This is a genomic window from Mesorhizobium sp. M7A.F.Ca.CA.001.08.2.1, assembly GCF_003998455.1.
Classification (GTDB): Bacteria; Pseudomonadota; Alphaproteobacteria; order Rhizobiales; family Rhizobiaceae; genus Mesorhizobium; species Mesorhizobium ciceri.
Window position 1 is genome coordinate 1 of sequence record NZ_RZPW01000073.1, and the last position, 13,513, is coordinate 13,513.

A 13,513-nucleotide genomic window follows, 5' to 3' on the forward strand; every position below is an offset into this window, starting at 1 on the left:
CCCATATGCAGCGCGGCCGGTGATATTTGAAGCTGCGGCCGACGACCGCGACGTCACCCGCCAGCAGCGCCGAGGCGATGGTGTCGCCGGCAAAGCCTTGCACGATGGTGCCGTCGAAGCTGAAGCGGATCGGGCGCGAGCGGTCGATGGCGCTGCCGCCGGTGGCAAGACGTGAGGCGGTCACGCGGCATGCTCCCCATCGAGAGCGGCCGAAGACAGCACCTTGTGGGTGATGGTGTCCCGCTCCATGACGAAGAACTCGCCGCAAATCATGTGGACCCAGATCTCGCGCGCCGCGCCTTTCGGATTGGTGCGCAGATAGAGATAGTTTGCCCAGCGATCGATCTGCACGTCGGCGCCATCCGGCCTGATGTTGCCGGCATCGCCGCCATAGTGGAATTCGGTTTCGTCGCGCGGACCACAGAATGGGCAAGGAAAGAGCTGCATAGGATCCTCAATCTTCGTCTTTATGCATGTCGTTCTCCCAAAACCGCTGCGTACTTTTGGGCGACATGCATCAGTGCGCGATGCCGGAGCCGGCCGCTTCGTCGATCAGCCGCCCGCTGGCGAAGCGATCAAGGTCGAATGGACGGCTGATGTGGTTGTGTTCGCCAGTCGCCAGCAGGTTCGCCAGCAGCGTGCCGCCTGCGGGAATGGCCTTGAAGCCGCCCGTGCCCCAGCCGCAATTGAGGAACAGGCCGGGCAGCGACGAGGGGCCGATGATCGGCGAGGAGTCCGGCACGACATCGACGATCCCAGCCCATTGCCGCATCAGCTTGAGCTGGCCGAAGATCGGGAACATCTCCAAAAGGCCGGCGATCACCCCCTCCAGCGTCGGCAGATTGCCGCGCTGCGCGTAGGAGGGGATGCGGTCGAGCCCGCCGCCGATGACGATCTCGCCCTTGTCCGACTGGCTGACATAGACGCCGCAGCCGGGCGACAGCACCACCGTGTCGAGGATCGGCTTGACCGGCTCGGAAACGCAGGCCTGCAGCGCATAGGAATTGATCGGCAGGCGGAAGCCGGCCTTGGCCGCCAGCACCGAAGAATGCCCGGCCACCGCCATGCCGATACGCTCGGCACGGATCGCGCCACGCGAGGTCTGGACGCCACGGCAGCGGCCGCCCTCGATGATGAAATCGGTGATCTCGCAGTTCTGGATGATGTCGACGCCGAGTCGGCTTGCGGCCCGCGCATAGCCCCAGGCGACCGCGTCATGGCGTGCCGTTCCGGCCCTGCCTTGCCAGATACCGCCGAACACCGGGAAGCGTGCGTCCGGTGAAAAATTGTAGATCGGCGCCACCCGGCGCACATCGTCAGGCGAAAACAGCTCCGCATCGATGCCGTTGATCTGCATGGCGTTGACGGTGCGGGCGCCGATCTCCATCTCGCCGGTCGAGTGGCAGAGATTGACCATGCCGCGTTGCGACAGCATGACGTTGTAGTTGAGCTCTTTCGACAATTCCTCATAGAGCCGGTGCGCCAGCCCGTAGAGCTCGACGCTCTCCGGATAATAGTAGTTGGAGCGCACCACGGTGGTGTTGCGGCCGGTGTTGCCGCCGCCGATCCAGCCTTTTTCCAGCACCGCTACGCTGGTGATGTTGTGGTTCTTGGCCAGGTAATAGGCCGTTGCCAGCCCATGGCCGCCGCCACCGATGACGATCGCATCATAGGACAGTTTCGGCTCGGGCGAGCGCCACGCCGGTTGCCAGCCGGTTTGGCCGGCCAGGCCCTCCTTGAACAGCGAAAAGGCGGAATAGCGTGTGGTCATGACGTGCCGGACAGGCCTGATTTTCGGAAAGAAACGTGGATCATCGCATGGTCTTCCGCACCGCCGTCACCGGTTCGATCGGTCGTGCCCGCATCGCCTTGCCCAGCGGATCGTATGGCGACGAGGCGATGACGCGCGCACCTCTTTCGACGCCGACGATGTGGGTTGTCAACTGCGTATCGATATCAGCCACCTCGCGCTCGACCAGCGCCATGGCGAGGCTCTTGCCGACCGTATGGCCGTAGCCGCCCGAGGTGACGAAGCCAGCAAGCTTGCCTCTATACCAGACCGGCTCGTAACCGCTGGCATCGGCGTCCACCGCGTCGATTTCGAGCGTCACCAGCGTGCGCCTCGATGAAGCCTTCAGCTCCTTCCGGGCCGCCTCGCGGCCGATGAAATCGCCCTTGTCGAAAGCGATCCAGCGGTCCATCCCGGTCTCATCGGGCGTATAGTCCTGCGTGAACTCGCGCGACCAGATACCAAAGCTCTTTTCGAGCCGCAGCGAATTGACCGCGCCGAAGCCGTATTCGGTGACGCTCAGATCGCTGCCTGCGGCAAGCAGCGCGCGGCGCAGGCCCGCGTGCTCATTGGCCTGGCAATGGATCTCGTAGCCGAGTTCGCCGATGACCGAGAGCCGCCCGACCTTGGCCCGCACCAGCCCGACATCCAATGTCTTGCAGGCTAGAAAGCCAAAGGCCTCGTGCGAAACGTCCTGATGTGTGAGGCGCTCAAGCAGCATTCGCGCATTGGGACCAGCCAGCGAGAAACCGACGACCGCGTCTGAAATGTCGCGGACGGTGACGCCGTCGCTCATATGCTGCTCGAACCAGCGCATATGCCACTGCCGCAGATAGTAGGATCCCATGATCCACCAGGAGCCATCGCCCCAGTTGAAGACGGTGAGGTCGCCCTTGAGCTTGCCGTTTTCGCCGAGCATAGGCGCGAGCTTGGCGCGACCCGGCTTGGGCAGCGCACAGGCAAGCAACCGGTCGAGCCAAGCTTCCGCCTGCGGCCCGGCGATTTCGTAGCGCGAGAAGGCAGTGATATCGAGCAGACCGACGCCCTCGCGCACCTTGCGGCACTCCTGTGCGACGATGTCGAAGGCGTTGGAGCGCTTCAGCGTCGGTGTCTCGACGAAGCCATGCGGCGCGAAATAGAGCGGCACTTCCATGCCCCATGAATTGCCCCAGCGCGCGCCGGCGGCATCCATCGCGTCATGCGCGCCGGCTGTCTTCAAGGCCCGCCCCGCCGGCAACTGCTCGTTGGGATAGCTCATGACAAAGCGGCGCGAATAGAACTGCCCGGTGGTCTGCCTGATGTATTCGCGGTTGGAGGCGAAATCGCCATAGCGGGCGATGTCCATGCCGTAGACATCGGCTTCCGGCTCGCCATGGATCATCCATTCGGCAAGCGACTTGCCGACCCCGCCGCCTTGCAGGAAACCGGCCATGACGCCGCACGCCACCCAGTAGTTGGGAACCCCGCGCACCGGGCCGACCAGCGGATTGCCGTCCGGCGAGAAGGTGAAGGCGCCGTTCACCCAGCGCTTGATGCCGGCATTCTCCAGGCAGGGGTATCGGCTGAAGCCGAGGGCCAACTCGTCGGCGATGCGGTCGGTGTCTTCCTGGATCAGTTCAATGCCGTAATCCCACGGCGCCCCATCCATGTTCCAGTGCTTGTGGTTGATCTCGTAGATGCCGAGCAGCAGGCCCTTCTGTTCCTGGCGCATGTAGGTGAAGCCTTCGAGATCGACGATCAGCGGCAATTCCTTGTCCAGCGCCTGGATTTCGGGCAGCGCCTCGGTGACGAGATAATGGTGCTCCATCGGCGACACCGGCAGGTCGATGCCGGCCATCCGGCCGACCTGCTTGGCCCACAGCCCGCCGGCATTGACGACGTGTTCGGCAATGACCGTGCCCTTCTCGGTGACTACGTCCCAGCCGCCGTCCGCGCGGCGGTTGAGTGCCAGCACGCGGTTGTGCTCGATGATATCGGCGCCGCGCAGCCTGGCTGCCTTGGCATAGGCGTGCACGACGCCCGAGGGATCGATATGGCCTTCGCGCGCAGCATAGAGTCCACCCAGCATGCCGTCGGTGTTGAGGATCGGGCAGCGCTGCTTGATCTCATCGACTCCGACCAGGTGGACATCGTCGATGCCCATGGTCTGGAAGATGCGGTAGGAAGCCTTGAGCCATTCCCAGCGCTCCGGCGCGGAGGCGACCGAAATACCGCCGGTCATGTGCATGCCGATGCTCTGGCCCGATTCCTTCTCGACCTCGGAGAGCAGGTCGATCGTGTAGGCCTGCAGGGCGGCGATATTGGGATCGGCGTTCAGCGCATGGAACCCGCCGGCCGCATGCCAACTCGACCCTGCGGTCAGCACCTCGCGTTCGATCAGCGCGACGTCGCTCCAGCCGAACTTCGCCAGGTGATAGAGCACCGAGGCTCCAACCACGCCGCCGCCAATGACGATCGCCCGATATTGGGATTTCATCCTGTCGCACTCCACCCAGCCAGTGTGGCGTACCCTATCGGTATTGTACATATGTGTCTAGAGGTTGGCGGACAGCGGAATGAGCGCCCGTGCGCCGCTCTGCGCCGATACGGCAGAGGGCTCCTCTGCTGCTGTCGGCAGCAACCGTGCTTGCCATTGGGCCGATGCACGAAGCGAAATCGTCAGGCCGCGGCGACCGGGCGGGCCGTACTATCGGTTGCGCGAAAGCGTCTTCTCGACATAGCGCGAGAAGTCCTCGACATCCTCCGCCGGAGGCTCCTGGCCCGTGAAGCTGCGCAGATAACCGGCGACGTGAGGCAGGCGGCTGCTCATCGGCTCGTTGAGCTCAAGCGAGTAATAGCCGATCTGCATGAAATACAGCACGCGGGCCCGCACGAAGGCATCCTCCTCGTCGTAGCCGTGACGCATGAACATGTCGCGTATGGCGTTGACACGCTCCTCGTCGGCCTCGTCTAACGCGCGCCTGATGGCGGGCGAGCGACGGGCCCAGGCCCTGATCGCGAAATCCAGCTGGGGGTCGAACAGCCTTTCGTCCACCCAGCATTCGAAAATGCTCATCACCCCGCGTATGACGGTGGCGGAAGGCCGCCTGGCGCGTTCCACGATGAATTTGGTATTCGTCTGCCGCCAGTAATCCAGCAACTGGTCGAGCAGATCCTGCCGGCTCTTGAAATACCAGTAGAAGCTGGAGCGCGACACATCGAGCTTCTGGCCAAGCGTCAGCACGCGGACGCGTTCGACTCCGTCAGAGATCAACGTTTCAAGCGCAAGCTTCAGCCAGTCTTCGCGAGTGGCCTTGATGTTGCCGGTGGCGCCGGCGCGCTGAATCGTCGTTTCGAGAGCTGCCATCGACACGACGCATGACATGCTGCTTCAGGCAAATCAAGGCTATGGACATAAGTGTACAGGATGAATCGGCCCAAGCCGATTGATGCATGATGGAGGTTGGCTGCATCGAGGCTCGATGGGGAATCGTCGTCGCCCGCCATCGGCGCGGCGCAGGCACGGGGATTTTTGTCGCGGCTGGCGGTTCACTGTTTGCTTTCCCGCGAGGCAATTGTCTGGCAAATACCAGTTCAGACAGATGCCCGCGCGGCCAACAAGCAGGAACACACGATATGACGCTGTTTCGCAAGAACCTCATCGATGGCGAGTGGGTCGGCGATCCCGGTTCGCGCAACATCAACCCCTCGGATACCGGCGACGTCGTCGGCGACTATGCCTCGGCGGGTGTCGAACAGGCCCAGCAGGCGATCGCTGCGGCCAAGGCAGCGTTCCCGGCTTGGTCCCGCTCCGGTCCGCTGGCGCGTCACGCGGTGTTGAAAAAGGCCTCCGACGAGATTCTGGCGCGCAAGGACGAGATCGGCCGCAATCTGGCGCGAGAGGAAGGCAAGACGCTGGCCGAAGGCATCGGCGAGACAATTCGCGCCGCCCAGATATTCGACTTCTTTGCCGGCGAAACGTTGCGTTTGACCGGAGAGGTCGTGCCGAGCGTGCGGCCGGGCGTCGGCGTCGAGATGACGCGCGAGGCGGTCGGCGTGGTCGGCATCATCACGCCGTGGAATTTTCCGATCGCTATTCCGGCCTGGAAGATCGCCCCGGCGCTGACACACGGCAACACCGTCGTCTTCAAGCCGGCGGAACTGGTTCCCGAGAGCGCCTGGACCATCGTCGACATCCTGCATCGCGCCGGCCTGCCGAAGGGCGTGCTCAATCTCGTCATGGGCAAGGGCTCGGTCGTCGGTCAGGCGATGCTCGACAGTCCCGATGTCAACGCCATCAGCTTCACCGGCTCGGTCTTCACCGGCAAGCGCGTCGCTGCGGCAAGCATCGAACACATGCGCAAGTTCCAGCTTGAAATGGGCGGCAAGAACCCGCTGGTCGTGCTCGACGATGCCGACCTCGCGATCGCCGTCGATTGCGCGCTCAATGGTGCCTTCTTCTCGACCGGCCAGCGCTGCACCGCCTCGTCCAGGCTGATTGTGGCTGACGGCATTCACGACCGCTTCGTCGACGCCCTCAAGGATCGCATGAGCAAACTGGTCATCGGCGATGCGCTCGACGCGCAGACCCAGATCGGTCCTGTCGTCGACGCGACGCAGCTGAAGCAGGACGAGGACTATATCGCCATCGGCGTCAGGGAAGGTGCCACGCTCGCCTTCGGTGGCGAGCGGCTCGACCGCAAGACGCCGGGCTTCTACCTGCAGCCGGCGTTGCTGACCGAGGCGACCAACGCCATGCGCAGTTCGCGCGAGGAGATTTTCGGGCCTGTCGCCAGCGTCATTCGCGTCAAGGACTATGACGAGGCGCTTTCCGTTGCCAACGACACGCCGTTCGGCTTGACCTCCGGCATCTGCACCTCGAGCCTCAAGCATGCCACGCACTTCAAGCGCAATTCGGAGGCCGGCATGGTGATGGTCAACCTGCCGACGGCGGGTGTCGATTTCCATGTTCCCTTCGGCGGCCGCAAGGGTTCGAGCTATGGGCCGCGCGAGCAGGGCCGCTATGCGGCGGAGTTCTACACCACGGTGAAGACGGCCTATACATTCGCAGGCTGATCGGCCGTCGACCGATCAGCCGGGCTGATCGGTCACTGCCGACCACGCCGGCAACCCCGCCATGAACATCTGGATTGGAGCGGCGCGAAGGATGACAGTGCAGGACCTGACCTGGCTTAACCCGCCGCCGCACCATTCTATCGACGGCGACAGCGTTCGTGTGCGCACCGGCAAGGAGACCGATTTCTGGCGCGAGACCTTCTACGGTTTCTGGCGCGACAATGGCCACTTCCTGCACCGGCCCGTCGAAGGCGATTTCACCGCCGAGGTCACCGTCAAAGGCGACTACGAGGTGCTTTATGATCAGGCGGGGCTGATGGTCCGGCTCAGCGAAACCCATTGGATCAAGGCCGGCATCGAGTACACCGACGGCCTTGCCTATTTCTCCGTCGTGGTCACCAACGACACGTCAGACTGGTCGCTGGTCGCAATTCATGCCGGTCCGGGCGGCGTCAGGATCCGGTTGACCCGTTACGCCGAAACGATCCGTGTCCAGTATCTCGATGCTTCCGACGGCCACTGGAAGCCTGTGCGGCTTGCCTACTTTCCGATCTCCAGGACGGTGGATGTCGGCATGATGTGCTGTTCGCCGCAACGCGAGGGCTTCGAGGTCACATTCTCCGGCTTTTCGGTGGGGCCGCCGATATCGCGGGAATTGCACGATTGAGACGTGCGGCCTTGCGCCGACCGCAAGCCCTTCGACTTTGTCATAATCAAGTCTGTAGATCGAGCCTCGCCGGCGGCTGCGCCTGTCGTAAGTTGGGTTCTCCGGAGCCGGAAGGGGTATTGCGGGGAAACTTTTGGCCTTTGTTCCGCTCAAGGCGAATATGTCGGGCAGCACGTTGCAACGGTATTGGCATCCGCGCTAGGAGTTGCCCATGGGCAGGTTGCGAAGGGCAGTCAAAAGAGCCGTCTATTCCAGGGCGCTGAGATTTCTTGGCGTTCCGCCCGTGCTTTGGTCGCAAGGGATCGGACATTTCTGCGATTTCGCCGGGCCGCGCTGGTATCGCAACGCGTCAACCGCATCGACACAGAGCGAGGCATTTTTCCGCCAGCATTACAGCGGCGCACATGGCATCGTCTGGCTGCGTCTGAGCACCTTGTCCAGGGATGCGCAAACCTGTGATCTCGACACGTTCGTCAGGATCGTGTTGCCGACGATCACGGCACCGTTCACGCTGCTGACGACCGATGGCGATGCTTCGGTGCCGTCTGATCTGGCGAAGGACACCGTCGACCAGCTTCTCGCCAACCCCTTCCTGGTCTCCTGGTACAGCCAGAATTGTGACGGCAGTCACCCCAGGGTCAAGCCTTTCCCGATCGGGCTCGATCTTCACACGCCTCGGTCCTTCGCCACGCCGGAAGGGCTTGTGAAGCAACTGGAAATCATACGCGCCCGGCAGGATCACGTGGACCGCCGCCCGCCCAGACTGTTCTCTGATTTCAGCATCAGCAATGGCTCGAGACAGCGCCGGGAACTGCTTGATGCCCTGCGCGGATGTCCGCATGTCGATTTCCTGGCGAAACGCGTCTCGCAGCGCTCGATCTGGCAACTGTACTCGCAATACCCGCTTGTGCTGTCCACCGAAGGCAACGGCCTGGACTGCCATAGGACATGGGAGCTGTTTTATCTCGGCTGCATCGTCGTCACCAAGACCTCGCCGCTCGACCCGCTCTATCAGGGTCTGCCGGTCATTATCGTCGACGACTGGCATGAGGTCAGGGACCCTGATGCGCCGAGGCGCTGGATAGAGCAGGTTAAGCACCTGACCGAGCGCGACCATGTTTGGGGACGCTTGCATCCGCAAACCTATCTCGAGCCCATTCGGCAAGAACTTCTGCACGCACCCTGACAGGGCAGCCACGAAATTGGAGTCGCGGTCGGCAGGGCCCGCAGGATCCGCGGAAATATAGAGCCGGCTAACCTCTGGATGGCACCGACGTTTGGCGGATATCCGAGATGGTCGACGAGGCTTTCGTCAAGCGCCGCATCGTCGCCGAATGTCCGACGCACCAGCTGCGGCAGGCTGCCGGAATGTCACCATCGCCTGGACCACGCCAACCAGCGGCCCGCCAGATGCTTCCATGATGAGGTGAGCCTTGTCCGCCGATAGGCGTCGCCGGCCATCTTTATGCCTAGCGCCTGCGTCGGGAAGGGATGGATGACGTCGGCCAGCGCACGCAATCCCATGCCCGATTTGATGGCCAGCGACACCGCATTGATCATCTCACCGGCATGGCTGGCGACGACCGTGGCGCCCAGGATGCGGTCGGACCCTTCCCTGACGTGGATTTTGACGAAACCCTCCTCCTCGCCGTCCATGACCGCCCGGGCGACATCGTGCATCAGCACCGTATAAGTCTTGACCGGGATGCCGTTCTGGCGCGCCTCCGCCGGATAGAGGCCGACATGGGCGATCTCCGGATCGGTGTAGGTGCACCACGGAATGACCAGCTCGCTCAGTTTCCTGCGTCCGAGAAACAGGGCATTGCGCACGACCATGCGAGCTGTGGCCTCGGCGGTGTGGGTGAATTTGTAGGCGAGGCAGACATCGCCCGCCGCATAGATGTGCGGATTTGTGGTGCGGAGATAATCGTCCACCTTGATACCGTCGGCATCGTATGCCACCCCGGCGTTTTCCAGGTCGAGGCCGTCGACGTTGGGCGATCGGCCGATGCCGGTGATGATCTCGTCGACGGAAATCGTTGTCGTGATGTCGTCGCACACCAGATCGGCGAGCTTCTTGCCGCCTTCCGTTCGCACCGCTACCACCTCGGTGTTGAGGCGAACCTCGACACCTTCGCGCGCCAGCGCGTCCGAAAGGATCTGGGCGGCGTCGCGTTCCTCGCCGGGCAGGAACATCGGTTCCCGTTGCGCCAGGATGACCTTGGCACCGAGCAGGCAGAAGGCCTGCGCCGCCTCGCAGCCGAGCGGTCCGCCGCCAATGACCAGAAGCCGCTTCGGGCACTCCGTGAGCTCGAACATGGTCTCGTTGCTGAGATAGCCGGCCTCGGCAAGGCCTGGAATCGTCGGCAGCCTCGGGCGCGCGCCTGTCGCGATCAGCGCCTTCCTGAAACGCAAGGTTTGTCCGGCGACCGTGACAGCGTCCGGTCCGGAAAACAGCGCTTCGCCGAAATAAAGGTCGATGCCTTCGGAAACCAGCCTATCGGCGGCATCCGCGCGGCTGATCCGCTGCCGGATCTGCCGCATCCGCGTCATGGCGCGCGGAAAGTCGACGTGAAGACGGTCCGGCATGTCGCCGCCGAAATTCTCGGCATCGCGCATGTCGGCATAAAGCCTTGCGGTGCGGATGATCGACTTGGACGGGATGCAACCGACATTGACGCAAGTTCCGCCGATCAGATTGCGCTCGATGAGCGCGACCTTTGCGCCGAGGCCGGCCGCTTCGTAGGCGGCAGTCAGCCCAGCCGGCCCGGCACCGATGACGACGAGGTTGTAGGGACCGTCCGGCTGCGGGTTCTTCCAGTGCGGCGGATGGGCGCTCGCGATCAGACTGATGTCGTTGCTGTCGACGGGGAAGGCGGTGGTCCTGGTCCGGTCACGCGACATTGCCGCCACCTGACGCCGGGCTTGCCGGCTGAGACAGCCAGCCGCCATTGAATCCGGCCTTGTGCAGGCCGCGACGGATATGCTGATTGGACCGCATCAGCTTCCAGATCAGCCCTGACCGATGGTTCTCGATCATCATCACCACGATACCCTGATCCAGCCCATAGTGGCCTTCCGACACCCAGCCGTGCCTCCCGAATTTACGCCGGTTCGCCAATGTCGGATTGAAGCCGCTCGGCAGCCGGAAATTGTCGATCACCTCGGGGTAGCGATCGCCGAGATGGCGCAGCGCCGCCAGGCAGATCTCCGGCGCGAAAGGCAGTGATGCCGGATAGGACCAAGGGGCGATCGTCCCGTCATCGGGCCCGAACGGAGCGCCGCGCGCGGCATAGCCGGAAAACCGCCGGCGCTGTCGCTCCACGCTGGTGCGGAAGCCGCCCGGCCCGTCGCCCGCCGAAAGTCCCCAAAGGTTCTCTTCATAGCCGTCATAGCCGTAAGGGTTGTGGCGCGCATAGTCGCGATGCAGATAGGTCGAGCGGCGGCTGTTTTCGAAATAGTCCGAGTTCTTCTCGCGCATGAAGGCGTCGCGGATGCCGGCGAAATCGATCCAGGCATGCGAGAACTGGTGCATGAACAATGGGCCGCCATACAGCACGTCGTAGCCGTAGATGTTTTCCCACTGATAGGTCGCCGTCCAGCCCTCGTAGCTGTTATCCGAGGTTGGACTGTCAGGCGAGGCCATCGACAGCACGTAGAGGATCGTCGCTTCGTTGTAGCCCTCCCAGCCATAGTGCAGAAAGCCGCTCTTTGGCTTCCAGCCTTGCCGCAGGGTCGGGCTTGAACCTTGTGCCCACCGCCAGTCGACGCGCCGGTAGAGCGCCTCGGCCAGTTGGCGGATTTCGGCTTCCTCGTCATCGTCACCGGAGAAATAAGCGCTCGCCACCAGCATGCCTGATATCAGCAACGCCGTATCCACCATCGACAGTTCGCAGCGCCAGACGCGCAGGCCGGTCCGCATATCGAGGAAATGGTAGTAGAAACCCTTATGGCCGGTGACGTTGTCGCTATTGCCTTGCCGGCTGGTCGAGAAGAAACGCAGCGCGGCCAGCGTCAGCTTCGCGGCGGCATCGCGCGTCATCCAGCCGCGCTCGACGCCGATCGGATAGCTGGACAGCGCGAAGCCGACGACAGCGATGCTGGCCGGCGAATTCGGCCGCGATGTGTCCGCGACCAGTCCGTTTTCGGGGTTCACGTTATCGAGGAAATAATCGAAGGCGGCGCGCTGATAGCGGTCCAGAAGCTCATCGTCGGACAGTGCGGCAGATTCGGCTCTAAGCAAAAGTAGCAAACTCCCGCCTGACGGCTGCATTCCGTGTCATGGTTCCCGCTACCTTGTCGCGACTTGTCGATTCGAGGCGTCCAACTATACGCCCGCATGCTCCGTCCGTTGCACCGTCACGTGGAATTGAGATTCGTTCTGCCTCAGTAGGTGGCGCGGCCGCCGGAAACGTCGAACACGGCGGCCGTCGTGAACGAACACTCTTCCGAGGCGATCCAGCAGATCAGCGCCGCCACCTCGTCGACCTCGCCAAAGCGCGCCATCGGTATCTTGGACAGCATGAAGTCGATGTGCTCCTGGCTCATCTGCTTGAAGATCGCGGTGCGCACGGCCGCCGGCGTGACGCAATTGACCGTCACCCCGGTCTTGGCCAGTTCCTTGCCGAGCGACTTGGTCAGGCCGATCACCGCGGCCTTGGACGTGCTGTAGGCGGAGGCGTTGGGATTGCCTTCCTTGCCGGCGATCGAGGCGATGTTGACGATGCGGCCATAGTTGCGCCCGAGCATGTGCGGCACGAGCGCCTTGTTGCAGTAGAAGACGCCGTTGATGTTGATGTCGATGACCTTCTGCCAATCTTCCGCCGAATAGTTCCAGGTCGTCATGTTCGGCCCGGTGATCGCCGCGCTGGTGACCAGGATATCGACACCGCCAAGCGCTTCGAGCGTTGACCGGGCAGCGCGCTCCACGCCTGCGGCATCGGCAACGTCGATAGCGATGCCGTGAAGACTGGGGATGACGGCCTTGGCCTGTTCGATCTGGGCGGGATCGCGATCCCAGACCGAAACCCGTCCGCCTTCTTCGACAATCCTCTGCGCCACCGCCAGACCAATGCCCGATGCGCCACCGGTGATGACCGCCACCCGATCGCTGAACCGTCCTGCAAAATTCATCGGCATCCGATCTCCCCCCGTCACCTGAACCCGATGGACTGACACGCGAGCGCCATGCCATCGGCGGCGACTGTGCTGCCCTCACCAGGCAAGTTCAAGCCGGCATGCAGCCCGATCGTCTGGGCCAATCCCGTGCCGCGGATTACACGGGAATTCCCTCGAGCTGGTCGCCCAGTGCTTTCACCATCTCCACCAGCGCTGGTCCGATCTCGGCATGCGCGCGGTCCTCGGTAATGATCTCGCCGATGCCGCCGCAGGTGATGGCAACCAGCGGCGAGCCGTCACGCGGGCGGAACGGCACGCCGACTGCATGGATGTAGCTGTGCCAGGCGCCGAACGACGTCACATAGCCCTGGCGTGCATATTGGGCGATCGCATCGTCGATCGCCGCCGCGATCATCGCTGCCTTGTCCGGCTCCGCCTCCTGCAAAGCCCGTACAAGGCTGACGCGCTCCTCGGGTGAAAGGGCCGCCGCATAGGCCAGCCCCATCGATGTCTTCCAGATCGGCAGATAGGAGCCCGGGTTGAGCCGCAGCGTGACAAGGCTCTCCGACCGGCAATTGGCGAGATACACCATGTTGAGGCTGTCGCGCGTGCCGAGCGCCACCGCCGCCCCCGTCAAATCGGCCAGCGGCTGCATCAGCGGCCGGGCGACGTGCACGACGGCGCTTGAACTGAGCGCCGAATAGCCGAGCGCCACGGTAGCCGACCCCAAGCTGTAGCGGCCGAGATCCTTGTCGTACAGGAGGTAGCCGAGCGCGCTCAGCGTATAGGTGATGCGCGACACCGTGGCTTTGGGCAGGCCGGTGCGGGCAATGATGTCCTGGTTGCCGAGCGAGGCGTCGCCCGGCCGGAAGGCGCGCAGGATG

12 protein-coding genes are annotated in these 13,513 nt (G+C 63.3%); 3 read left to right on the top strand and 9 right to left on the bottom strand.

Annotated features, from left to right (window positions below):
• The 5 genes from EN914_RS07000 to EN914_RS07020 form a co-directional block, all read right to left on the bottom strand.
• The coding region (locus EN914_RS07000; RefSeq protein ID WP_164778673.1) for a 2Fe-2S iron-sulfur cluster-binding protein at positions 1-184 on the bottom strand (184 nt) is incomplete at its 3' end.
• Positions 181-447, bottom strand: coding sequence for a sarcosine oxidase subunit delta (locus EN914_RS07005; RefSeq protein ID WP_024501870.1), 267 nt, complete (start codon positions 445-447; stop codon positions 181-183). The genes EN914_RS07005 and EN914_RS07000, both read right to left, overlap by 4 nt.
• A gap of 70 nt (positions 448-517) precedes the next feature.
• Positions 518-1,771: a sarcosine oxidase subunit beta family protein gene (locus tag EN914_RS07010; protein ID WP_024501869.1), complete on the bottom strand. Its 1,254-nt coding sequence runs from the start codon at positions 1,769-1,771 to the stop codon at positions 518-520.
• 40 nt (positions 1,772-1,811) lie between these two features.
• Positions 1,812-4,265 (bottom strand): FAD-dependent oxidoreductase, encoded by a 2,454-nt coding sequence (locus EN914_RS07015; RefSeq protein WP_024501868.1) that lies wholly within the window; start codon positions 4,263-4,265, stop codon positions 1,812-1,814.
• A 210-nt stretch (positions 4,266-4,475) separates the two neighbouring features.
• Positions 4,476-5,135, bottom strand: a complete 660-nt coding sequence (locus EN914_RS07020) for a TetR/AcrR family transcriptional regulator (RefSeq protein ID WP_024501867.1) — start codon at positions 5,133-5,135, stop codon at positions 4,476-4,478.
• A 269-nt stretch (positions 5,136-5,404) separates the two neighbouring features.
• Here EN914_RS07020 and EN914_RS07025 point away from each other — a divergent pair, with 269 nt between their 5' ends.
• From EN914_RS07025 to EN914_RS07035, 3 genes are all read left to right on the top strand, one after another.
• A complete protein-coding gene (locus EN914_RS07025; protein ID WP_024501866.1) occupies positions 5,405-6,844 on the top strand; it encodes an aldehyde dehydrogenase family protein in 1,440 nt (479 codons plus the stop codon).
• 91 nt (positions 6,845-6,935) lie between these two features.
• Positions 6,936-7,511: a DUF1349 domain-containing protein gene (locus EN914_RS07030; protein WP_013528144.1), complete on the top strand. Its 576-nt coding sequence runs from the start codon at positions 6,936-6,938 to the stop codon at positions 7,509-7,511.
• Between the two features lie 211 nt (positions 7,512-7,722).
• Positions 7,723-8,697 carry a hypothetical protein gene (locus EN914_RS07035; protein WP_024501865.1) on the top strand — a complete coding sequence of 325 codons (975 nt, stop codon included), beginning with the start codon at positions 7,723-7,725 and terminating at the stop codon, positions 8,695-8,697.
• Positions 8,698-8,882: 185 nt separating this feature from the next.
• On the opposite strand, the gene EN914_RS07045 is transcribed toward EN914_RS07035, so the two are convergent.
• The 4 genes from EN914_RS07045 to EN914_RS07060 form a co-directional block, all read right to left on the bottom strand.
• Positions 8,883-10,415 (bottom strand): mercuric reductase, encoded by a 1,533-nt coding sequence (locus EN914_RS07045; RefSeq protein ID WP_024501864.1) that lies wholly within the window; start codon positions 10,413-10,415, stop codon positions 8,883-8,885.
• Positions 10,405-11,754: a glucoamylase family protein gene (locus EN914_RS07050; RefSeq protein WP_024501863.1), complete on the bottom strand. Its 1,350-nt coding sequence runs from the start codon at positions 11,752-11,754 to the stop codon at positions 10,405-10,407. Before EN914_RS07050 ends, EN914_RS07045 begins: the two co-directional genes overlap by 11 nt.
• Positions 11,755-11,897: 143 nt before the next feature.
• Complete coding sequence (locus tag EN914_RS07055; RefSeq protein ID WP_024501862.1) at positions 11,898-12,650, bottom strand: SDR family NAD(P)-dependent oxidoreductase; 753 nt, start codon at positions 12,648-12,650, stop codon at positions 11,898-11,900.
• Between the two features lie 136 nt (positions 12,651-12,786).
• Positions 12,787-13,512, bottom strand: a complete 726-nt coding sequence (locus EN914_RS07060) for an IclR family transcriptional regulator (protein WP_245497805.1) — start codon at positions 13,510-13,512, stop codon at positions 12,787-12,789.
• Position 13,513: the final 1 nt, after the last annotated feature.